The organism is Rhodopirellula sp. SH410 (genome assembly GCF_055811895.1).
Genome location: NZ_CM147949.1, coordinates 1874946 through 1898558 on the forward strand (window position 1 = coordinate 1874946; position 23613 = coordinate 1898558).

Consider the following 23613-nt stretch of genomic DNA (forward strand, 5'->3'; position numbering starts at 1 on the left):
GTCCGGCGTAACTTCGATTTAAGATCACCCTCCTCAATTCGTCGCTGAAAAGAAGGTCATGATGGACGAAAAGCTCTCTTCTGTTTTTTGGAATATTCAACAACGGAATCCTGGTGAACCGGAGTTCATTCAGGCGGTCAAGGAAGTGCTCGATTCGATGGGCCCGGTGCTGGCTAAATTTCCGAAGTTCGCGGAACAGAAGATCATCGAGCGAATTTGTGAACCCGAGCGGCAAATCATTTTTCGCGTTCCGTGGCAAGACGATCGCGGCGAAGTTCATATCAATCGGGGATTTCGCGTCCAATTCAACAGCGCCCTGGGCCCCTACAAAGGTGGCCTGCGTTTTCACCCCTCAGTGAACTTGTCGATTATCAAGTTCCTCGGATTTGAGCAGATCTTTAAAAATGCCTTGACGGGGATGCCCATCGGCGGTGCCAAGGGCGGCAGCGACTTTGATCCCAAGGGGCGCAGTGACGACGAAGTGATGCGATTCTGTCAAAGCTTCATGACGGAACTGTCGCGACACATCGGCGAATACACCGATGTTCCGGCGGGCGATATCGGCGTTGGGAAACGAGAGATCGGATTTCTGTTCGGGCAGTACAAACGGATCAGCAACCGATATGAGTCGAGCGTGCTGACCGGCAAGGGGCTCAGTTACGGGGGAGCACTCGTGCGGACGGAGGCCACCGGCTACGGTTTAGGCTACTTTGTCCAAGAAATGCTGGCTGCCAAGAATGAGACCTTCGAGGGCAAGACCTGTATCGTGTCAGGGGCCGGGAACGTAGCGATCTATGCGATCGAGAAGGTGTCTCAACTGGGCGGTCGGGTCGTCGCCTGCTCGGACTCCAAAGGGGTCATCTACGACGCGCAGGGAATTGACCTGAAGACGCTCAAGCAAATCAAGGAAGTCGATCGGGGATCGATCGCGAAATACTGCCAGACGCATAAAAAAGCTCGGTACCAACGCGGCGGCAATTTGTGGGAAATCCAATGCGATGTGGCGTTGCCGTGTGCCACGCAGAATGAATTGACCGGCCGTGATGCCGACACGCTGATCGGCAACGGGTGCAAGGTTGTCGCCGAGGGTGCGAACATGCCGACGACGCCTGAGGGGATCGCCAAACTCGTCGCCGCAGGCGTGGCGTACGCACCCGGTAAAGCCGCCAACGCGGGCGGTGTCGCAACCAGCGCGCTGGAGATGCAACAGAATGCCTCACGCGATGCTTGGTCCTTTGAATTTACGGATCGTCGACTCGCGACCATTATGAAGGACATCCACGATCGGTGCCTGGAGACGGCCTCCGAGTTCGGGGTTCCGAATAACTATGCGCTCGGTGCGAACATCGAAGGGTTCATGAATGTCGCCGATGCAATGCAGTCAATGGGACTGATTTAAGCCATCGGTGCGGCACTGGATGCTGGGCAGAAACGGTAGAGTGCGATCTTTACATCGACTTTCATCGTGGGGAATCTCCGTGCATCCATGGCTGTCGGCCCTCCTGCTTCTGCTCGGTTTTCCCCCATTCGGCACGCTCGGCTACCGTGACGATCCGCGGCCTCCAACGGGCGAATTTAACGGATGTCGGCGGTGATCCCGATGATGCTCCGCCACGAATTCGCCTGGGGGTGGACGCCAACGGGTGTCAATTCGACGCGTTGATCGCGAGCTGCCCCGCCCACCGGTGTTAACGGGCCGGCGGGTCCGGCCCGGAGGGATTGCAGGTTCGGGCGAGCAGATGAGGGTTGGGATCGTGATTTGCCCACGACCGCTGGGGTTGAGCCCCCGTCGCACGGTGTTCTGCTGGCGTGTGGATTGCCAAGCCCGTTTGGCTGAGCGGATGGCGCGGTGCGTGCGAGAATAGGCATTGGGACGTTGTCTAGGTTCGTCTTGCGGTCAATCGCTCCAAAACGCTAACAACGAACAAGACGCGTTCACTTATTTAATTGCGAAAGAGCCGATGCCCAGTCCCGCTTTACGCCCAACGGCAATCGTTCCGCCCGCCACGCCTGAATTTCTGCCCGAATCACCTCGACTGCGTCTTGTTGGCACGGACGGTTCGCTTGACGTCCAGCAGGACCAGCCTGTCTCGCACGAGCTCGACCGGCTCCATGCGATTGGGAAGCGGCGACCCTGGATGACGTGGACTTGTTTGATCACCTCGATGGTTCTCGGGATCATCCTCACGACGTTGACGGGTTGCCATTGGGCGGCGGGCAGCCAGAACACGCAGGGGGCGGCGATGTACAACCAGGGCCAATACACTGCGGCGATGGAGCAGTTCCGCAAAGCGATCGCCTCCAATCCCGCGGACCCTGACGGCTACTACAATCTCGCGGCAACCACCCACCGGTTGGGAAACCAACGCCAGGATCCCAATCTCATCCGGCAAAGCGAATCGCTGTACAACCAAACCCTGGATCACGATCCCGATCATGTCGATGCCCACCGTGGTCTCGCGGTGTTGTTGGTGGATTCCGGGCGTCCCGATCGAGCCTTTGCGTTGATGAAGAATTGGGCTGCTGAGAACCCAACACTCGCCGAGCCGCGCATCGAGCTGGCGCGCCTGTACGAAGAGCACGGCGAACCGCAGGTTGCCCTGAAGTATCTCGAAGACGCCGTGCAAACCGATGCCAACAACCCCCGCGCCTGGCTCGCCTTGGCGAATCTGCGTGAGCAGAGCGGCGACCCCGTCCAGGCTCTGCAGAATTACCAGCGTGCGTTGCAAATCAACGGTGGCGCGCTGGGCCCCAATGCGACCATGGCAACCGAACGCGTGGCCGCCCTGAGCCGTCAGATCAACTCGGCCCGGGACGCGCAGCTCAATGCTGGGGGCACCCAGATGGCGAGCCCGGCGTTTGATTCGACACGCTACTAAAAGACTGACTTGAGATCGAGCAGTTTTTGGGTGACGTCTTTCGCTCGGCGAAAGTAACGTCCCACGCAACTTTCGCGGAGCGAAAGGCGACGATGGACGCACCGATGCTTGCGTAAAGTCATAATTCGTCGACAATAGCCCGCTTTCTAACTCGCAATGCTTCCCCCCCTCTCCCCAAAATCTCATGAAGTCCATGGACGCGCTCGTGTCGTTGTGCAAACGACGCGGTTTTCTGTTTCAATCCAGCGAAATCTACGGCGGAGTGCAGGGGCTTTGGGACTACGGGCCGCTCGGCGTCGAGCTGAAGCGGAATCTGAAGGACGCTTGGTGGCAGGACATGATCACCGGGCACAACGAGTTGGCTGTGCCTGCCGGTGCACCCGCGTCGTTTGAAATGGTCGGTCTGGACAGCACGATCCTGATGCATCCTCAGGTTTGGAAGTGCAGCGGCCACTACGATCTGTTCCACGATTACATGGTCGATTGTCGCGAGTCAAAGAAACGCTATCGGCACGACCAAGTCCGTGGCCGATTCGTGGAGTACAACGAGCAAAAGATCTTCGTCACCACGCTTGCCGAGATCGAGCATGAGCACGATGAAATCCAACGTCGGGCGCTCAAGTTTTTCAAGCTCCGACCTAAAAACGCTGGCGAACTGACGATCGGCTCGGAATCGATCACGCTCGACAAACTCGATTCTCACGATGAGGTCCTCGGACCTGATGCGAAATCGCTCGGCACGTTGACGGAGCCGCGCGAGTTCAACCTGATGTTCAAAACCACGCTCGGGGCGCTCGGCGGCGAGGATGACACCACGTTCCTTCGTCCGGAGACGGCCCAGGGGATCTTTGTCAATTTTAAGAACGTGCTAGACAGCTCGCGCGTGCGAGTGCCCTTCGGGATCGGTCAGGTTGGTAAGAGTTTCCGGAATGAAATCACCCCGCGAAACTTCACCTTCCGGTCGCGAGAATTCGAGCAGATGGAAATTGAATTCTTCTGCCACCCGGATCAATCACACGATTGGTATCGTTACTGGCGCGACCGCCGGATGGCTTGGTATACCGCGATGGGACTGTCCGGCGATTCGCTGATCATGCGCGAGCATGAGCCATCGGAATTGGCCCACTACAGCGTCGGAACCGCTGACATTGAGTATGCATTCCCGTTTCTCCCAGAAGGTGAGTACGGCGAACTCGAAGGTATCTCCCACCGCGGTGATTTTGATCTCCGCAGCCACATGGAAGGCAAACTCGATCCGGCGACCAACCCGATGACTGTGCAGCTCGGTGAGGATGGCAAACCGAAGTATCGTGGCAGCGGTAAGGATCTATCCTATCGAGACGATATTTCGAATGAGAAATTCATCCCACATGTGGTCGAGCCCTCCGCGGGTGCCGATCGCGCCGCACTCGCGTTCCTCTGCGAAGGCTACACGGAGGATCAGGCTCCCGATGAAAACGGCAAGATGCAAGGCCGTACGGTGATGAAACTGCATCCTCGACTCGCGCCGATCAAAGCCGCTGTTTTCCCATTGGTCAAGAAAGATGGGATGCCGGAGATCGCCCAAGAAATCTATGCGGGACTGAAGCAGCATTTCAATGTCTTCTACGATTCCAAGGGTGCGGTCGGTCGACGTTATCGCCGTCAAGACGAAGCCGGCACGCCGTACTGCATCACCGTCGATGGCGATTCACTGACGGATCGAACCGTGACGATCCGCGACCGAGACTCGCTCGAACAAACGCGGGTGAAGATCGATGATTGCGTGGACGAAATTCGCCAGCGTATCCTGGCCTAGTCGTGACCGCTTACCTCGTCCGCATCGGGTTCGCCGGTGACGTGTTTGTTGCCAATCCACTGCTACCCGAGATGAAACTCGGACGCGGCAGTGAGGTGCTCGTGCAAACACCTCGCGGCGTCGAGCTCGGCGAGGTGCTCGGTGAATCGACGTATGTGGCCGATCGCTCCGCGGCCGGAGACAACCCAAGCAACGGCGAGGCGTTCGTCGACAGTCCATCGTCGCTGATGATTATCCGCGAGTTGACCGCCGACGATCGGTTGCTCGTCGAGCGGTTGCAGCGATACAAACGCGATGCCGTTCGCCGCTGCCAAGACGTATTGGCTGCGAGTGACTCGGCGGCGATGCTATTGGATGTCGATCAACTCTTCGATGGGAACACCCTGGTGCTGCATTTCATCGGGCCTGTCGATGCACTCGGCCGCGAGTTGACCGACGCCATCGTGGCGGAATATGAGTCTCAAGTCCAATCGATTCGCCTGAGCGAGTTGATGATTCAGGGCTGTGGTCCTGGATGCGGCACCGATGCCGGAGGCGGCTGTGGGACCGCGAGTGGCTGCGCGACCTGTGCCGCCGCTGGCGCGTGCAAGGTCAAGTAAGGCCGCTGTCCCTCTGCGTTGAATTCAAGCACGCAAGTTTTGAATTCGGCGAAAGCATCCATGTCAGGCCCAGGTTGGGTCGATGGGAACCCTTCATAAAGCAACTGGCCGCTCGAACCCTTGATCTGAGTAATTTGGGGCTGCCGGTCCCATGGACGCCACCCAACGAACACGGTCCTTCCGTGGTTTTCAGGGTTCACGCGATTTTTCAGGCAGCCGTGCCATCGCGGATGGAAGCATGAAATTCATGTTTGCATCCCATGCACGTTGTGCAACGACGACACGCCACTGCCTATCTTGTTTGATGCATGGCATTGGCTACTCGCCGTTCTGCACGCGTTGGTGTGCGAAGTGGCACTGGAGAATGCACCAGACAGCGTACATCGCCCAGACAGCGGAAACGAGTTGCAACAATAGCACCGGCGACGACCGACAAGGGATCCAGTTCCAGATCTCAAGTGGGTCGCAGGTGGTAGCCGAAATTATCAATGCGATCGGGTAGACACAGCACATCACCGCAGTCCAAGGGAACCGCTTAAATGATGCTGGTGTAACGCGCAATCCGTTTGTCGCAATGAATAGTGCCCAAATGTCGAGAATGAATGTGTCGGTCCAATACGCTACGGCGATCGGCCAAATTAGGTTGAAGAGGCCAACGCGGTTGACGACCTTCCGCGTATGCGCGGCAAGCGGACGCGGAATCAGGGTAACGCCTCGCCGCGTGAAGTTGAGCGAGGCAGGTTGCGGTGCTTCGTATGGATTCACTGATATTGCCAGAGCAAATTTGAAAATCACGGGAGATGGAGAACTGTGTCTCGAATTCAGGGAACCCTGCAAGCCGTCATCCCGTGCACAGCATGGTTCTCATCTCGCGTGAACTCACCTCCCTACGGTTCGCTAGACGCCAAACGCGGTTCAAATTCAGCGGGTTCCTTTGGCCGGGTACGCCTGCACACTCCAACGACCGCCACGGCCAACGTTCAAATCAGTTTACCAGACGCTGTGCCGGCGAGCAAAAACGAACTGGAATTGCAAAAGGACACACGTCTCCAATGACACGCTAGCGCCCACGCCTTGCTAAGGAACGTGGGATCAATAACTGGCGTAGTGGATCTTGTTAAAGATCCATCCAGAACAGGATCTTTAACAAGATCCACTACGGTAAACCCGTCACTTATTGTTCCTGGTGTCCTAACGTCGAATTCGCTGAAATGATGCTGTGTCTGGGAGCCGCTTTGTCAGTTAGAGAGGTTCGTTTTTGTTAGTTGCCGATCGAGAATAGTCGCGTACCGGTGCGAACGATGATGCGTCCATCCGACGCGGCAACGCCATAAACAATCGGATCGCGGGACGTCGCTGCGGAATCTTTGCGTCTCTCGGCGAAGCTCGCCGCCATCGCGTCGATTTCGCTGGCATCGAGTTTGCCATCTTCGTTGGTGTCAACCCGCGCGAGCATCGGTCGAATTCTCTCGGAGATTTCGTCGCCCTCCAGGACACCATCACCGTTGGTGTCTCCTGCCTTTAGCCCTGCGGCCATGCCGCTACGAGCACCTCCCGATGGCGATGACACTCCGCCGTGTGCCCCGCTACCGACCGCTTCGGTATACGTTTCAGGCGTTGGGGGATTGTCCGAATTCCATAGCGAGTTGCTTGCCAGCGTTTCGTACGTCGGGCCCGTCACGACGACGTGGCAGCGGCCGTTCTTGCAGAAAAAATACAAACGATTGTCGCTGACGATCGGTGTCGCCCAGCAGTCGCCGTCCAGACGCTTGCGGTAGGCGACTTCGCCGGTTTCGATATTTAAGCAATGCAGTACGTTGGCTTTGCTCAGGAAATATGCAAACCCATCCACGACCACGGGGCTGGCGTACTCGCAGATCGCCTTGTTCGCACGCCACACGACGCGCGGTTTCCCATCGCTGATTCGTGATAGGTCCAGGCAGCAATTCGATTGCATCGAGCCGTCCACTGCGAACTCTGGCAACCTCGCGCCGACGACTAGATAGTTGCCGTAAACGGTCGGTGACGGAACCGAGTTTCCTTCGATGCCATCCATCATCCACAGCGATTCACCGCTGCCCGCGTCATAGCCTGTCACGGTTCCGCCACTGCTGAGGATGACTTGCAATTTCCCGTTCACGTTGGCGACGATTGGCGAAGACCACGACTTGGACGATGGGCGATCGACGGTCCATGTCGTTTTGCCCGACGCCTTTTCAATCGCGAGCAAGAAGGACGGCCCACCATGTTCCAAGTTCAAAAACACATGTGTTTTATTTTGAGCCAAAGACGAACCGATTCCGTGCGCGTTATCAAACTTTCCGGTCGCCTTGGATTCGTCTCGTGTCCACAACTTTTCTCCTTGTAGATCAACGGCCACAAAATCGCCGGTTTCAAAGAACGCGTAGACGCCGCGTTCGTCGACTACGGGTGTCGGTGCAGCGCGCGCGTTCATGTAGTTGGACGGGTGCCCGTGCGTTGAGTCCTGCTGATAAGACCAACGTAGCTTCCCTGATTTCAAAGCGTGACACTCGATCAGGCACGTCTCACACATCGGACCGATGACGCTGGTTGTAAAGATCGAATCGTTGTGAATAACGGGTGACGATTGGCCGTATCCTTGTGTTTCCGTTTGCCAGGAAATGCCGCTGGTGGCAGACCACTGGGTGGGCAGCGGTTCGCTGGCTCGCGAGTCTCCCCCGTTGCGAAAAGAGGTCCAGTCGGCAGACGCGGGCGACCAATTAGCGATGAAGAGAATGTAAATCGTCAAAGCTTTTACGGCGTTGCCAAATCTATTTTGATTCATAGGGATCTTAATCTTTGAATGTAGGGAGTGAGCGGACCAATGGCACCGCGAAGTAGTTCAATGTTTTGTTGATCGTGAATGGCGAGCGATTTCAATCGCACGCCGCTGTTTGCCGTGGCGGATTTGGAGTCGAGTATCCAGCCACATCGCTTTGCGATCGCAGCGAGACGAAGCATTCCGTTGGTCCAGGCGACAGTACGTCCGTGAGGTTCGCCCGTACGTTGCCGGCCGAGATGGCGGCGCGCGGACCGCTCGGTGCGGCTTTGCACGCAGCCTTCGTGACGCGAGATGCGGTCCGCAACGCGTGCTTGCTGTTGCTTTTGAATAGCGCGAGCGATACGCGAGTTACACGCGAGCGGTTAGCTCAAGCGGTCGCCGGTGGTCCGCGTGGGGCGGCGACAGAGTGAGGCGCCGCGACCAGAGTTCGTTGTTGAACAGACGCATGCGACAATGCGATCGCCTGCACGCTGAGCAATGCATCAAGCTTCCATGTCACGCCGCAGGAGGTGCTCAGCGATTGACAGATCGAGCAAGTGTCATGGTCATGATTCGCTTCCCCTGAGCCTGCGGTTTCGCCGTGATGGTGATGGCAATGCTGATCGCAAGAACCTGCAACGACGGCTTGGTGATCGTCTACTTTACGGGGACAGCTCGCTGTGTTGCACGATGAAACGTGCAGCCACGCTGGAGCATGGCCAAGAGCGGCCACGCAACAAAGTACGCCCAAAAAGAACGGTCGAAAACGAGGAGCCACGGACAAAAGGCACTATAAGGAAGTGGTTTGAAAGTGGTCCGACCAAGGACATGAATGTTGCCGATACGGTCTCGCCTCACGATGATTTCGTCAAGTGGTAATCGAGATTTTTCGAATGACAAAGCGAATGCTCGCTGCAAGACGGTGCGAATCACAAGCTGATACTTCACCAGTCGAACCATTTCGATTGACACGCCGTAGGGCTTCGAGTAACAATAAGAATGCTCCTTGGTCGGACCGTTGATTTCGTCTTCACTTAGTCGTGATAGGCTTCTCTCGTTTTTCAGCGTTGGACACCGACCTTTGTTTTCCTACCGCATCCTTACGACGTACCTAATTCTGGCGGTGTTGCTGTTTAGCAATTTTGCCGGTTGGGTTCACCTCGGTTGCGCGTCGGTGAGTCATCAAGCAATCGCCAGCCAAGGAACCGCTGGCCAAGGAACCGCTGGCCACCAGTGCTGCTGCCACCATGGCCACTGCGATAGCGAACCCGCGCCGACGGATCGGGAGACGCTGCCGATTGAAGAGCATGACTCCAGTTCGTGCAGCATTTGCCAGAGCTTCTTCGCATCTCGGAACGCCGTCGTTGCATCCGACGTTCTGATCACTTGGATGCCGCTGTTGGTCGCTCGACTGCGAGTCGTATCGAGCAGCCTGCATGGAAAGCAAACCCTTCTGAGCGGACTTTTGATCCGAGGTCCACCGAGCGCATCTCGCGTTTCGATTGTGGAATAATTTCTCAAGTCCCTGTCTTGTACCGAAGGTGCGCTCATCATGGCTGTTGTCCATGCTGCGCCCGTGGGCCAAGGTCGGTTGTCACGAATAATGACGGCAGACTTTTGTCCTTGGGCAAATCGTTTCGTTTATTGGCTTAAAGAACCTGTCGGCTGGTTCGCCTTGGCAACCGCCGTCAGCGTCACGATCGGGCTTTACTTCAGCCCCATCGGGTGGACGTTAGCCGCGTCACTTGCCGCGATCATGGCCACCGGCATGGCTTGGCCATGGGTTGCCGTCCGTGTGACGCAGTGTGCGTTGCAACCCGAAACCAACGCGGTTCATGAGGACACGCCGTGTCAGATGGTGATGAGCGTTCGCAATCGTGCCCCCATTCCCGTTTGGGGTTTAGCGATCGAAGGCTATCTGGACTGCGAGTCCAATGGCGACGCGAAGCCAACCGTCGGTCTCGCGTGCGTCCCGCCACTTTGCACGGCCGATTACCGAGTCAACGTGACGCCATCGCTGCGCGGTCATTATCCGCTCAGCGAACCGCAGGCAGTGTGTTCGTTTCCGTTCGGAATCTGGACAGCACGCCGGCCGCTAAAGGAAATTCAACCCCTGACGGTTTGGCCCAAGCTGTTTCCGATTGGTGGCGTTTTGCCGATCGGAGGCCTGACCATTGCGGATCAGGGCGAGGGGAATCGCGGCGGTCGCAGTGGCGATTTTGTGGGTGTGCGTGCGTTTCGTCGCGGTGATTCGTCTAGGCATGTCAATTGGATCGCGTCGGCGCGTTCGGATTCCTTGATCGTAACCGAACGAGGTGGCCCGCAATCGGTCACGCTCGATGTCTTTATTGACACCAATAATCTCGGCGGTCGTGAATCCCTGGCCCGTGAATCCCTCGCCCGTGAATCCCTGGCCCGTGAATCGTTGGCTAGGCGGGTTCGAGTCGCGGCAAGTGTCCTGTCGTCGCTGCATCAATCGCGGATCGCAACGCGAGTGAGCGTGGGGGATCGCCGATTGGCGTACAAGCACGATGCCCGCGGGCGGCGTCAAATGCTCGACGCCTTGGCGAGCGTTCCAGTCGATGGCGAATTGTGCGAGCTGAATCAACGAGTCAACACGCACGCGAGCGTGACGATTTCCGGTGCGGCGTGTGGGTCAGTGCTCGTCTGTATCACCAACCCGCGGGGCGGACGACGGGCCGGTGGAGCGAGTCGCGAGATCGCGATTGGTCCGCGTGAAGACTTAGCTGTCGCGATCGCGACGCTGTGGAAGGAGGTGCGTGATGCCGACGTGGCAGCTTGAACGCCGTACAGCCGAAGTGATCGTGTTAGCGCTGCTTTCCCTCACGGCGGTGGGAGCGTTGCGATTCTCTATTGAATCGCAAACGATTTTCATCGCCGAGATGATCGTGATCGCCACGCTCTTCGTAGCGGAAGTCGGCAAGACTTTCGGCCGCGGATATCTTTGGATCGCCGTACCAACAACGCCTATCCTGTTTGGGCTCATGACACGAGCGACCGGGGCACCGATCGCATTCGAGATGGTGGTCCTCACCACGCTGGGGGCCGCTTCGCTAACGATGGCATTGGGAAACAATCCAACGCGAGCGATGTCGCTGGTCGCGTCCGGTTTTCTAACGCTGTTCGCCGTCACGATTTCCGACAGTAGCTACGCCGTGCTGTTGGCGATCGCTTGGATGGCCGTGTGCGTCTGGCACTTGGTCGCCAATCACTGGGAACGGCTGGAACTGTGTGCCGCGCATCAAGTGCGTCGCGGGTCGGGCGTTCGCCCTGTTTCCGTATTCGTGGCGATCGCAGTTTGCATCGCCAGCGGGTTGGTCGTGCGCGGCCGCTTTGGTGAATCGAAGCGGTTTGATTTGGGGTTCATGCCGACCAGTGGCGGTTCGCAGTGGTCCGACCCGGCGGCCCGCAGTGGCGTGGGAACGGGCGACGCAACGATTGCGGCCCAGGATCACGCCGAGTCGTTCGGCGCGGTGGAGTCAGATCTGTTTCTTGAATCGACCGAGTCGACTTTGTTCGACATGTTCAGCGACTCGATCGGCGAGCCTAAGAAGAAAAGTAAGTCGGAACGACGCCAAGGTTTAGCCGCAGATCGTGTTTTGGAGGCTCATCAGAAGACGGCTAAGAGTGAGAAGGGCAGTAGCTCGTTTTCGACCGACCGGATACCCGTAAAGAAGCACTTGCATTTGAATGATGCGGCCGAAAACGCGGTACTACAGTGGGCTGGACCGACCGGGATTCGACTGGCGATGAATCGCTACGACATGCTCGACGGAGTTGAATGGACGAATACGGCCGAGCATCGCAACGAGAAACTGAGCCGACGCGAACACAACGGGGCAGCTTGGTATTGCGATCCGGCGGTTGGGCTGTCGCAAAGCTCCACGACGAAAGTGAATTTGTTGAAAGTGCTGCGGTTGAATTCGGCGAAGCTGCCGGTGCCGATGATGACTTCGGCGCTGCACATCAAAGATGTCGACCGCCCGGATTTCTTTGCGATCGAAGCCGACGGTTCGTTCTTCATGCCGGGACGCGACAAGGTTCCTTCATTGACGGTCGTGAATGTCGCGTCGATCGAGGTGATGGAAGATGAATTGTGGGATCGGCTGACACTGCATCCTCTCTCGGCGAGGGCGAGCATGGAACCGCAGCCACCCTCTCCGGTCACGGGAGCGTCCGCCTCGGTCGCAAGCGAAAGAATGAAGCTGAATTCGCCACAAATCTTGACAAGTTCAGTGACGCAGTGGACCGCCGATCTCGATCACCCTTACGAAAAACTGAAAGCGATCGTCTCGCACCTACGTTCCGAATTCACATTCGACCGCAGCGTCGAGTCCGGCGCCGAAGATTCCATCGCCGAGTTCATGCAGACCCATCGAGGCGGCGATCATTTGTTTGCAACCGTCGCAGCCCTGATGGCTCGCGAGGTCGGTTTGCAATCGCGGTTGGTTACCGGGTTCTACGTTCGTCCATCGGCGATCGATACCGCCGCGGGGCATACCAACATTTTGCCGGAGGATGTTCATGTGTGGGCTGAAATCCGACTCGACGATGGACGCTGGTTCGAGATCGAACCGACGCCTGGATACCGAGAACCGACCTACACACCTTCGGCATGGTTTGTGATGAAACAATTTGCGGCGGCGAAGTGGCCGCACGCAATCGGGTTGATCGTGCTAGCAGGATTGTTGTTCCTGACGCGTTTGTTTTGGATCGAACTCGGCCTCAGCTTGCTGTATCCGATCGGCTCGATCATTTGGCCGCGCCGCCGGATGACGCTCGCGATGGGTGTGTTGCAAACGCGAGCGAAGGTTGCCGGTTGCCCTCGAAGCGTTGGCCGGCCGCAGCGTGATTGGTTGCTCGCGATCACCGCTATGAACGGACCCCTGCACGAAACCGCCCGTCGCTTTTGCGACGCCGCCGACCGGGCCGCGTTCGCGGGAACCGGAAACACACGACACGATCACAACCTCTCCAATGAGCTACTGATGAACTTAAAGATTCGACTATTCCAACAACTCGCCCGGGAGACCTCCGCATGACGGTGCTTGAAAGAACGAAAGATGCCGCAGCGTTCAGCGAAACGCTCGATGGTCTGCGGCGGCAACTCAACGGTGTGCTGTTGGGCAAGCGTGATACGATTGAATTAGTCATCGCTTGTCTGCTATCGCAGGGACATCTGCTGCTGGACGATCTGCCAGGGACGGGCAAGACGACGCTCGCAAAGGCGATCGCGGCGTGCGTTGGCGGGAAACTCGCACGGGTCCAATGTACGCCCGACTTGTTGCCCTCGGATGTGACCGGGTTTAACTTGTTCAACCAAAAGACGCGCGAGTTTGAATTTCACGCCGGACCGGTTTTCTCGGACGTGCTGTTGGCAGACGAACTCAACCGCACGACGCCGCGCACGCAAAGTGCGTTGCTCGAGGCGATGGCGGAACGGCAGGTGACGATCGATGCGGTGCCCTATGTTCTGCCGAAAACGTTCTTTGTGATCGCCACGCAAAACCCGATTGATTCGCACGGGGCGTATCCCCTGCCCGAAGCGCAGTTGGATCGATTCATGATCAAGCTGAAAATCGGGTATCCCGATCGGGCGTCTCAATTGGGGATTTTGGAGGCGGCATCGAGTAGAAAGTCCGCGGGAACATCTCTTTCGAGTGTGCTGTCACTTGATGAACTCGCCATGATTCAAGAGGCGGTGCGAACGATCACGGTGCATCCACGAGTGCGCGAGTATTTGGTTGAGTTGGTCGAAGCGACGCATGGGAATGCAGCGATCCAATTGGGCGTCAGTCCGCGTGGCATGTTGCTGTGGCAACGCATCGCTCAAGCGTGGGCGATGCTGCAAGGACGCGACTTTGTCACGCCGAGTGATGTCGCTTACGTCGCCCGCCCGGTGTTGTCGGTTCGTTTGTTGACCACGGCGGACGACGTCGACAGAGTGATCAATCGATTGTTGGATACCGTTGCAGCGCCGGAGTACCGATGATGAATAGTTGGAATTTAGCCTGTGGGCGATCGAGCAGCGGGGTGAAGGCGGCGAATGCCTGGACTTGGACGGCGTTTGCGTTGCTTCTTTCTGTTGGATGCACTCCAGACACCGCGTCCGAGGCATCGCCGTTTGAACACGACCACGCCGTCGCGGAACATTGGCCCGACGACTTGGCAGACGTCGCGGTGAAGTTGCGCGAGCGAATTGGCCGAGATGACTCGAGTGAACAAACGAGGCACGAGCTCGAAGAGCTGATTAGTTGGACGGCGGAGGTTGCCGCCGACACCAATCTTGCCGAAGCCGATTGGTTGCCGCTCTACCACGCCAGTGAAACGCTTACGGTAAATCTGCGTGCGGGCAAAGGCAATTTGACGGACGAGAATCGCAAGCGAATCGAATCTCTCTGTGAGCTTGTGGAGCAAGCCGTCGGAAAAATACCAGAACATCTTCCCAACCTCGTGAAAGGTCAATCGTGAATCAATCCGTTTTGGTGATGCTGGTCGGCGGATTGGTTCGCGTCCTGCAAGGATTCTCGCAAGCCGCGCCGACGTTGTTGGTCGGGTTGTTGATCGCGTCGATCTTGCGTTATTACCTCGGCACCCAGGGCACGCGTCGCCTGTTCGGTGACGACGGCTGGCGATCGCTGCCGCAGTCGTGGTTGATCGGCATGCTGTTGCCGGTCTGTTCCATTGGTGTGTTGCCGATTCTGTTTGAGATGCGACGGGCGAAAGTTAAACCCGGTGCGATGTCTGCGTTCGCGTTGTCCGCTCCCTTGTTCAACCCATTGTCGCTGTTGTATGGGCTGACGCTCAGCCGCCCGTTGGTCATCATTTTATTTGTACTTGGATCGCTGGTCGTCGTGACGGCGTTGGGGCTGGTATGGGATGCGATGGGGCGCAGGCTTCCAGTTGGCGATGGAGAACCCGCGGGCGAGGACAGGCTGGAAGGTTGTGAAACGGCTGGCCTCACGACGGACCACCTGATCGGACTTCGACGTGTCTTCGCCACGATCGTCCACTTCGCACGCGGAACCACGGGCGTGACGATACTGATCACGCTCGTTGCACTATCGGGACTGGCTGTTCTAGCTGCTGTGTTGCCTTACGGCGCGATGCAAAACGCCGTCGAACGGGATGATTGGTGGGCGCCGCTGAAGATGTTGTTTGTTGCGGTTCCGGTTTATGCCACACCGATGTTGGCGATGAGCCAATTGGGCATGATGTTTCAACACGCCAACTCGCCGGGTGCGTCGTTCACGTTGTTGATCCTCGGTGCGGGCATGAACCTTGCTACGCCGCTGTGGTTCGCACGTTACTACGGATGGAAAGCCGCGTCGATGTGGATGGGGGCGTTGTTGGTGATCGTGCTGGGGTTGTCCTACGCGATTAACAAGCCGCTTGTCCCGCCGGGTGTCGAGCCCGCCGGTCACACGCACGCCTTCGACATTTACGTCAACCCACTGTCCACCTATCAACCGATCAACTTCGGCACGATTGGCGAACTGGTCGCCAAGGGAACCGACATCAGCATGATCGCGTCGTTGATTGTATTGGCGATCGTCGCTTTGCTCGGATTAGTACTTCGCGTTTGGAAGGTCGACGAAGCGTCGTTGGTCGCCGGTGCCAAGGCTGGTTCGTTCGCATCATCGATGCAAACCGGGCACGCTGCCCCGCGACGCGGCCTCGATATCATCGTACCGCCCGGTGTGATCGGAGCCACGACGCTGGCCGGTCTGGTCGCACTGAGCGTCGTTGCGTGCTACGCCTACTATCCGTCACCTCGTGAGTGTTTGGAAGAAATTAGCATTGCTCGCGCCGAATGTTTGTCGGCGGCCAACAGCGGCCAAGTTGAACATGCGTTGTACTGGTTGCCGGTTTGGGATGATTGGAGCCGGCGTTTAGAAGTCGGTACGTTTTTGCGAACCGGCCTGGTGCGTCCATACCAACGCATGCAAGGCTATTTGATCCGCAAAAAACTGGAATTGCTCGAACACGAACTCGAGCATGATCCGCTCGAACCGGAAGAAACGCAGCAGGTTGTGAGGGATATTCTGGGGACCAATTCTCGCTGGGTTGAATCCTTTCGGCAGACGGACTGACGTCGGCACTGTACCGAGATAACGATCCGTATTGGTCGGATCAGATGGATGCACTTTTTCGCAGAAATTCAGATTCCTGTTGGGTGCTAAACGAAATTTTTTCAGTCGCTTAGCGCTGACCGAACCCGTGGTGGATTTGGAAGGATGGCGGTGGCATCCAATTTGTTTGTCTCCTGGAGTGTCGCAGCAAATCACGAAAGATCGCCGCACGGAGTGTTGCGATCGTTTGAACCGCCGGAGGAGTCGTATGAGTCAAGGCTCGGGGTCGGAGCTGTACCTGGGAAGAGGGGCCTATGCGCGATCCGGAAGGAGGCGTGCCCTGGTCATTCGTCGGTAACCGTAGAACGCAAAGTTGGCCAGGGCGACGACCATCACAATTTCGGGTAAACCGGGATGCACCATTTGCGAGATCAACGCACCAACGCCAGCGGCAACAGTGAGCCAAAAGAAAAATGAGTTCATCATTGTGATCCGTAAGAGTGTTGAACTGAACTGAACGGCAACGAGAATATTGTAGCAAAAGGGGGGGGGAGGGGGCAGTTCGGAAAGGTCCGTCAATGAATCTGCGGTGCAGACGCCTGGCAATTGCTGGCGATCTCGTTTCACGCGGGCGCTTCATGCTGCCAACGCGAATGTCGCCTCCGCCCCCACGCGAAAGCATTTGGTTGCCGCCCCATCGAGAAACGCTAGGGTTCAGCGCGGCTTCGCGAACGACGCGCCACTTCTAAAAAGTCCACTCGCATGCACGTTTCCGACCCTACCCCGTCCGGGGGCGGCCGTGCATGAAGATCGCCCGCCCGCTTTGGTCTCGCTGTCGTTCCCGATCCGGACCCTGCATCGAGTCAGACTGATCGGTCTTCGGGCAGGTACAACATTGCGTTGCAGTTCGGGCAGTAGGTGAGTTCGGATAGCATGATCTGGTTGGCGACTTGAGTCGTCAGCGTTTGGTAGCAGCCGCCGCAGGATTCGTTTTCGATGGGAGCGAGCGCCTCTTCACCGCGAGCTTCGAGCAAACGTTTGTAGTCGGCTTTGACCGCTGTGGGGATCAATACTTCGGCTTCTTCGAGTTGCACTTCCACACGATCGAGATCGATGGCAACTCGCTTTTGGCGTTCTTCGATTTCGCTGATCCGTTTGGCGGCTTCCGCTTCCGCCATCGCTAGCTTCTCCTTGGTGAGGATGAGTTGCGTTTCGAGCGAGTCGATGCGTTCGAGAATCTCAAAGATTTCATCGTTCTGCACGCTGTTGGCTTGCTCGTCTGCAGCGATTTGCTCTTTCAGTAACGCGAACTCTTTGTTGGTCGCGGCCTCGTTGAGTCGTCGCTGGAGCTGGCTGACGTGGGCCTCGCGGGTTTGTAGCTGCAAGTGTTTTTCATCGGACACCATGCGTGCCTTTTTCAGCACTCCGATTTCGATCTCGACGGTTTTTGCCGCAGCATCGATCGAAGCCTGAACCGCTTTCTTCTGCAGCGGGCCGCGTCTGGCCTGACTCTGCAGGTCGGCGCGTTGTTGGTGAATGCGGTGCAGACGGCGGAGCAGTTGGTTACTGATCTCGGTGCGATTCGGACTGGCCATATAACTTTAATGAGTGTGATAAATAATGTCTGGAGAGCGGCGATCGGCTCGTGAGGTCAGTCAGCTTTCTCGGGTACTTTTTCGAGAATATCCAGTAGTACCGTATCCGGCTCGATCCCTTCCGCTTGGGCCTCAAAATTCAGCAGCACGCGGTGCCGCATTGCGGGTAAGAACACACGCCTCAGATCTTCGAAGGAAACGTTAAAACGTCCATCGAGCAGCGCTCCCACCTTCGCGGTCAACGCCAGCGTCTGCGCTCCCCGAGGGCTGCTGCCCCAACGCACGTATTCGTTGGTGATGGGGACGCTATGAGCGCCCCGCGGGTGCGTCGCCATTGTCAAACGCACAAGGTAGTCTTGAACGTGAGGTGCGAGGATGACATCACGCACGAGTTTTTGCCAACGGATGATTTCGGCCCCATCCATGATCTTCTCGATCGCTGGTTGCTCGCCCCGTGTCGTGCGGTCAACGATCGTGCCGAGTTCCTCTCGCGATGAATACCCCACGACGAGTTTGAATAGAAAACGATCCATTTGCGCTTCCGGCAGCGGATACGTGCCCTCTTGCTCGATCGGGTTTTGCGTCGCCAGAACAAAGAAAGGCTGCGAAAGCTCGAACCGGGTTCCCGCCGCAGTAACGGTGCCTTCTTGCATCGTTTCGAGCATCGCGGACTGCGTCTTCGGCGTGGCTCGGTTGATCTCATCGGCGAGCAGGATTTGTGTGAACACGGGCCCGCGTTGGAATTCAAACTTCCGTCGACCCGTTTCCTCCTCGACGATCATGTTCGTGCCTAAGATATCTGCGGGCATCAGATCGGGAGTGAACTGAATGCGGCTGAACTGCAGATCGAGCACTTCGGAGAGAGTCCGCACGAGCATCGTCTTGCCCAAGCCCGGAACGCCTTCGAGCAAACAGTGGCCGCGGCACAACATCGCCGTCAAGACGCCGTCGACGATCTCGGTGTGTCCCACAATGACCCGGCCGATCATCTCTCGCACGGCGGCGTAGCGGGTGCGAAACTGCTCCGCGTCAGCCTGCATCGTTTCAACGGTCGACATGAATAAACGCCTGAGGAAGAAGAGAACCGTATTGAAAAAGAACGCGTCGTGAGAAGAATTCTAACACAATCAGTAATGTGGGGGCTTTTCGTCGCTCGGTGCGCCCGAATCGCCGAGGTTGCTCTTGAGATCTTTGAGTTGGTCAACCATCCGCTGCATCAATCGCTCACGCGATTGGGCGTCGCGAGAAAGCTTCGTCACGACGTCGTTGAGGTGCTCGCAAGTCCGCTGTGTGTGTGCCAGTTGAATCTCAAGACCGGTGAGGCGTTGTTCGATCGAATCGGGCATGGTGGGTAGGTGCAGTAGGAATTGAGATATCGATATCGTGATCAGGCTATCAATCGGAGCGGTTCGCGACGCCGCCGCGATGAGCCGAATGCCGTAAGGCATCGGGTAACGCGCGGCCATTCGGTCCCTGGCGTCTCTCGGCGGACGATACCGCACACGCCCGGTCGCTCACGCGTCTCGGCGGAGGACACCGCACACACTTGGTCGCGTGCGCGTCTCGGCGGACGATACCGAAAACGCGATCATGGCTTCTGGGGTGCGAAGCCGCGCTTTCGAAGCAGTGCGTCGGTGTCGACGTTTCGACCTCGAAATTTACGATAAGTCTCGGCGGGGTCGATGGTATCACCGACGCTGAGCACGTGGTCGCGTAGTTTTTGTGCGACGGCAGCATCGAAGTATTTGCCGTCGGCCTGCTCGAACATCTCGGCCGCGTCGGCAGTCAACGCGTCGCTCCACAGATAGCTGTAGTAGCCCGCCGAGTAGGCATCGCTGCTGAACAGGTGGCTGAAGTGGGGCAGACGGTGACGCATCGGTAGTTCGTCGGGCATGTCGATCGCCGCGAGTTCTTCGGCTTCGAACTTACTGATGTCGATATCCGCCGCATTGGCTTCGTGCAGCTTCATATCGAGAATCGCACAGGCGAGATACTCGGTCGTTTCGAATCCGCTATTGAACTTCGATGATCGCTCGATTTTTTCGAGTAGATCGGCTGGCATCGGCTCACCGGTTTCGTAATGCGTCGCAAATTTGCTAAGCACTTCGGGCGTCGCGAGCCAGTGTTCGAGAAGTTGGGAGGGGAACTCGACAAAGTCGCGGGCCACGTTGGTCCCGGACTGAGACGGATATCGCACTTGGCTGGACAGGCCGTGCAGGGCGTGTCCGAACTCGTGGAATAAAGTTGTCGCATCGTCCCACGAGATCAGGATCGGGCCGTCACCGGAGGCGGGAATGAAGTTGCTGTTGTTGGAGACAATCGGCGTGGTGACGGGGATGCCCTTGTCCGTAGCAGCCAATTCGGTGCCGGACTGTTCGCGATAGTCGGTCATCCACGCACCGCTGCGTTTGCCTTCGCGGGCGAACGGATCGAGATAGAACAAACCAACGTGTTCCCCGTCACGTGTGACCTCGTACACGGTCACATCAGGATGGAACGTGGGCAGACCGGAGACGCGTTCAAAATGCAGTCCGAACAATCGCTCGGCGCAATACATCATCGCCTCACGCATTTTATCGAGCTGCAGATAGGGGCGGACTTCGGCCATGTCGAGGTCGTATTTTTCTTTGCGGACTTGCTCGGCGTAGAAGCGGTAGTCCCACGGCTGGATCTTGATTGGCTGCGTGCCCTTGGCGGCGGCATCGGCGTCGGCGATTCGCTGCATGTCGGCGACCTCATCGGCCACCCGCGCGATCGCGGGCTTCCACACCTGCATCATGAGTTCCATCGCAGCCTCGGGCTTGGCAGCCATGGTGGGCTCCATCCGCCAGTGCGCGTGGGTGGGGTAGCCGAGCAGTTTGGCGCGTTGGCTGCGGAGATGTAGGATCTCGCGAATGGTGTTTTTGTTGTCGAACTCGTCGCCGTGATCACAGCGGTAGTAATAGTTCCGCCACACCTGTTCCCGCAGTGAACGGTTTTCCGCGTAAGTCAAAAACGGGTCCATCGACGATCGCGTGTTGGTAACCGCGTAGGCCGCTTGGCCGCCCTTTTCTTTGGCCGCGTCGGCCATCGCGGCAATCGTTGAATCGGACAGGCCCGCGAGGTCTGCGGGTGCATCGATCCAGGTCACGTGTCGTTTTTCTTCCTCGAGCACGTTCTGATTGAAATCGGTAAACAGACGCGCTAAACGAGCATTGATCTGAGAGAGTTTTGACTTGTCCGCATCGGACAGCTTCGCACCACTGCGAATGAACCCCTTGTAGGTCTCGTCGAGTAAACGACGAGCGTCCGGTTGCAGTTCGACGGTCTTGTTGTCGAACACGTCTTGGTGAACCGTTTCGATCCGCGCGAACAGCTTTTTGTTCTGCGTGATGGCGTCCGAGTGCGCGGCGAGTTTGGGCGTGATCTCCCGCTCGAGGTCCGGAATCGGGCCGACGTTCAAGTTCGATGCATGCACATCGAACAGGGTTTCGAGGCGATCGAGTGATTTGCCCGCGGTCTCGAGGGGCAGGAGCGTATTTTCGAAAGTCGCTGGTTCGGCGCGGTTGGCAATTTCGTTGATATCGCGTTCGGCTTGTTCGATCGCGACCGCAAACGCTTTTGAGAACTCGTCGACACGGACAGAGCGAAACGGCGGCACGCCGCTATAGGGTCCCGTCCAAGGGTCGAGCATCGGCGATGAGTGTGCGGTGTCCGTCGTGTTCGTTGTTTCAGTCACTGTTTGCTCGGGAGGGGCCGGTGGATCGGAAGCGGCCCGCGTCGCAGGTGGGCCGGCGAGACAAGGTGTGTGGTTCAACGCCAGCAGCACCGTGGTCACACGGAGCGCGCGAACAATATCGAATTTCATTTCACGAATCCGCGAGTTTTCAAGAGTTCGATTACCGCATCGGCACAGGCGGCCACGGACGATTCCGAGGGGTCGACGACGAGATCAGGTGAGGTGGGGATCTCGTATTCTGCCGTGACGCCTGGGAAGTTAAGCAATTCGCCAGCATCAGCCTTGGCGTATTGCCCCTTCGTGTCCTGTTCACGGCAGACCGCCAGTGGCGTGGCCACATGGACGACGAGATAGCGTGCCTCGCCAATGAGTTTGCCAACCTTTTGGCGAACGTCTTCGGCCGGGGCCACCATCGCTGCCACGCAGATCAGCCCTGTATCGTTGAGTGCGTGAGCGAGGTGACCGCCACGACGCAGGTTTTCACTGCGGTCTTCAGCGGTGAAGCCGAGGTCACGACTGAGTCCGCGGCGGATCTGTTCCCCGTCGATAACCGCGACGGCGCGACCGCGGTCGAACAGTTTCCGCTCGACCGTTTTGGCGATCGAGGTCTTGCCACTGCCGGTCAGGCCCGTCAGTAGCACGGTGACGGGTTTCTGGCCAAAGCGGGCGGCTCGTTCGTCCGCTGATACCGTGGAGACTTCGGCCTCGGTATCCGCTGCGGCCTCGATATCGTCGTCCCACACCGATCGTGTTTTGCCCGTTGCCCCGCGGTCGAGAATCATGCCCGCCGCGACGGTGGCATTGGTGATGCGGTCGATCAGGATGAACGCACCGGTGGACCGGTTTCGGCGGTAAGGGTCGAACTGGATCGGGGCGGATAGCTCGATCGCCACGCGGCCAATTTCATTGAGTTCGAGCGTGGGCGCGGGCGTGCGGTGGAGCGTGTTGACGTCGACTTGGTACTTCAGGGTCTGCACATTGCCTGGCAGGGTCCGCGTGGTGTGTTTGACGAGGTAGGTTTTGCCGGGCACCATGGCCTCTTCGCCCATCCAAACGAGCATGGCCTCGATGTTGGAATCACTGCGGGGCACGTTGCCGCTGCGTACGATCATGTCGCCGCGACTGGCGTCAATCTCATCTTCGAACGTCAGTGTGATCGACATCGGCGCGAACGCTTCGTCGATGTCACCGCCGTACGTCACGATCTGCTTAATCTTCGATTTCTGCCGACTCGGCAGCACCATGACCTCGTCACCGGGGCGGACGATGCCCGACGAAATCGTGCCACAGAAGCCCCGGAAATTCAGATTCGGGCGATTGACGTACTGGACCGGAAAGCGGAAGTCTTGCAGGTTGCGATCGGATCCGATGTTGACGGTTTCGAGGAAATTCATCAGTGTCGAGCCGTTGTACCACGGCGATGATGAGCTGCGATCGACGACATTATCGCCGTTGAGAGCACTGATGGGAATGAAATTCAAATCCGGCAGATCCAGCCGCGCCGCGAAAGCGCGGTACTCGGCGCAGATTTCCTCGAAGCGATCTTCGCTGAAGTCGACCAGGTCCATCTTGTTGATCGCGACAACAACGTGCCGAATGCCTAGCAGGGAGACGATGAACGAGTGACGGCGGGTCTGCGTCAGTACCCCGTGACGTGCGTCGATCAGGATGATGGCCAGGTCCGCGGTGCTCGCACCCGTCGCCATGTTGCGCGTGTACTGCTCGTGCCCGGGTGTGTCGGCAATGATGAATTTACGCTTGGCCGTGCTGAAATAGCGGTAGGCCACATCGATCGTGATGCCTTGTTCGCGTTCTTCCTTGAGCCCGTCCATGAACAATGACGGGTCGAATCCGCCCGCGACGGATCCTTGGCGGACCGAATCACTTTGGACTTTGGCGAGCTCGTCCTCGTAGACCAGTTTGGAATCGTAGAGCAGACGCCCGATCAGCGTGCTCTTGCCGTCATCAACACTACCGCAGGTAATGAAACGCAGCAGCTGTTTCTGCTCGTGCTGTTTCAGGTAGGCGTCGATGTCGGTCGCGATGAGATCAGATTGGTGTGACATTCTATAAGCTACTAGCTGTTAGCTTCTAGCTGCTAGCTAAAAACAGACGGTGGTGGTTGGAGGTTTTTTGCGACTAGCTACTA

The 23613-nt window shown here is 57.7% G+C and carries 19 protein-coding genes; 10 read left to right on the forward strand and 9 right to left on the reverse strand.

The window, feature by feature from the left end:
* The first annotated feature begins 61 nt into the window (after positions 1 to 61).
* The 4 genes from gdhA (at position 62) to SH410x_RS07070 (ending at position 5276) form a co-directional block, all read left to right on the forward strand.
* A complete protein-coding gene (gene gdhA, locus SH410x_RS07055; RefSeq protein WP_473675794.1) occupies positions 62 to 1399 on the forward strand; it encodes an NADP-specific glutamate dehydrogenase in 1338 nt (445 codons plus the stop codon).
* A 562-nt stretch (positions 1400 to 1961) separates the two neighbouring features.
* Positions 1962 to 2879, forward strand: a complete 918-nt coding sequence (locus tag SH410x_RS07060; protein WP_473675795.1) for a tetratricopeptide repeat protein — start codon at positions 1962 to 1964, stop codon at positions 2877 to 2879.
* A 193-nt stretch (positions 2880 to 3072) separates the two neighbouring features.
* Positions 3073 to 4677 carry a glycine--tRNA ligase gene (locus tag SH410x_RS07065; protein WP_473677262.1) on the forward strand — a complete coding sequence of 535 codons (1605 nt, stop codon included), beginning with the start codon at positions 3073 to 3075 and terminating at the stop codon, positions 4675 to 4677.
* A gap of 2 nt (positions 4678 to 4679) precedes the next feature.
* On the forward strand, positions 4680 to 5276 hold the full coding sequence (locus SH410x_RS07070) for a hypothetical protein (protein ID WP_473675796.1): 597 nt from the start codon (positions 4680 to 4682) through the stop codon (positions 5274 to 5276).
* 318 nt (positions 5277 to 5594) lie between these two features.
* Here SH410x_RS07070 and SH410x_RS07075 read toward each other — a convergent pair whose 3' ends face one another.
* The 3 genes from SH410x_RS07075 to SH410x_RS07085 form a co-directional block, all read right to left on the reverse strand.
* Positions 5595 to 6041, reverse strand: coding sequence for a hypothetical protein (locus SH410x_RS07075; protein WP_473675797.1), 447 nt, complete (start codon positions 6039 to 6041; stop codon positions 5595 to 5597).
* A gap of 496 nt (positions 6042 to 6537) precedes the next feature.
* Positions 6538 to 8082 carry an outer membrane protein assembly factor BamB family protein gene (locus SH410x_RS07080; protein ID WP_473675798.1) on the reverse strand — a complete coding sequence of 515 codons (1545 nt, stop codon included), beginning with the start codon at positions 8080 to 8082 and terminating at the stop codon, positions 6538 to 6540.
* Positions 8079 to 8258: a hypothetical protein gene (locus SH410x_RS07085; RefSeq protein WP_473675799.1), complete on the reverse strand. Its 180-nt coding sequence runs from the start codon at positions 8256 to 8258 to the stop codon at positions 8079 to 8081. The genes SH410x_RS07080 and SH410x_RS07085 overlap by 4 nt, the downstream gene beginning before the upstream one ends.
* Positions 8259 to 9232: 974 nt before the next feature.
* Here SH410x_RS07085 and SH410x_RS07090 point away from each other — a divergent pair.
* Genes SH410x_RS07090 through SH410x_RS07115 form a run of 6 tightly spaced genes read left to right on the forward strand, consistent with a single transcriptional unit; the run spans position 9233 to position 16172 of the window.
* On the forward strand, positions 9233 to 9571 hold the full coding sequence (locus tag SH410x_RS07090) for a hypothetical protein (protein WP_473675800.1): 339 nt from the start codon (positions 9233 to 9235) through the stop codon (positions 9569 to 9571).
* A 39-nt stretch (positions 9572 to 9610) separates the two neighbouring features.
* Positions 9611 to 10861, forward strand: a complete 1251-nt coding sequence (locus SH410x_RS07095; RefSeq protein ID WP_473675801.1) for a DUF58 domain-containing protein — start codon at positions 9611 to 9613, stop codon at positions 10859 to 10861.
* Entirely contained in the window at positions 10842 to 13121 is a 2280-nt protein-coding gene (locus SH410x_RS07100) for a transglutaminase-like domain-containing protein (protein ID WP_473675802.1), read from the forward strand. Before SH410x_RS07095 ends, SH410x_RS07100 begins: the two co-directional genes overlap by 20 nt.
* The gene (locus tag SH410x_RS07105) at positions 13118 to 14071 is read left to right on the forward strand and encodes an AAA family ATPase (protein WP_473675803.1); all 954 of its coding nucleotides are present in this window, start codon (positions 13118 to 13120) and stop codon (positions 14069 to 14071) included. Before SH410x_RS07100 ends, SH410x_RS07105 begins: the two co-directional genes overlap by 4 nt.
* The gene (locus SH410x_RS07110; protein WP_473675804.1) at positions 14071 to 14550 is read left to right on the forward strand and encodes a hypothetical protein; all 480 of its coding nucleotides are present in this window, start codon (positions 14071 to 14073) and stop codon (positions 14548 to 14550) included. Before SH410x_RS07105 ends, SH410x_RS07110 begins: the two co-directional genes overlap by 1 nt.
* Before the next feature lie 17 nt (positions 14551 to 14567).
* Positions 14568 to 16172 carry a permease gene (locus SH410x_RS07115; RefSeq protein WP_473677263.1) on the forward strand — a complete coding sequence of 535 codons (1605 nt, stop codon included), beginning with the start codon at positions 14568 to 14570 and terminating at the stop codon, positions 16170 to 16172.
* Between the two features lie 291 nt (positions 16173 to 16463).
* On the opposite strand, the gene SH410x_RS07120 is transcribed toward SH410x_RS07115, so the two are convergent.
* From SH410x_RS07120 to cysN, 6 genes are all read right to left on the reverse strand, one after another.
* Positions 16464 to 16634, reverse strand: a complete 171-nt coding sequence (locus SH410x_RS07120; protein WP_473675805.1) for a hypothetical protein — start codon at positions 16632 to 16634, stop codon at positions 16464 to 16466.
* 380 nt (positions 16635 to 17014) lie between these two features.
* Entirely contained in the window at positions 17015 to 17746 is a 732-nt protein-coding gene (locus tag SH410x_RS07125) for a zinc ribbon domain-containing protein (protein ID WP_473675806.1), read from the reverse strand.
* Between the two features lie 56 nt (positions 17747 to 17802).
* Positions 17803 to 18804 carry an AAA family ATPase gene (locus SH410x_RS07130; protein WP_473675807.1) on the reverse strand — a complete coding sequence of 334 codons (1002 nt, stop codon included), beginning with the start codon at positions 18802 to 18804 and terminating at the stop codon, positions 17803 to 17805.
* Positions 18805 to 18873: 69 nt separating this feature from the next.
* Complete coding sequence (locus SH410x_RS07135; protein ID WP_473675808.1) at positions 18874 to 19212, reverse strand: SlyX family protein; 339 nt, start codon at positions 19210 to 19212, stop codon at positions 18874 to 18876.
* Positions 19213 to 19334: 122 nt separating this feature from the next.
* Positions 19335 to 21419, reverse strand: coding sequence for a M3 family metallopeptidase (locus SH410x_RS07140; protein WP_473677264.1), 2085 nt, complete (start codon positions 21417 to 21419; stop codon positions 19335 to 19337).
* A 170-nt stretch (positions 21420 to 21589) separates the two neighbouring features.
* Positions 21590 to 23530, reverse strand: coding sequence for a sulfate adenylyltransferase subunit CysN (gene cysN, locus SH410x_RS07145; RefSeq protein ID WP_473675809.1), 1941 nt, complete (start codon positions 23528 to 23530; stop codon positions 21590 to 21592).
* Positions 23531 to 23613 lie beyond the last annotated feature (83 nt).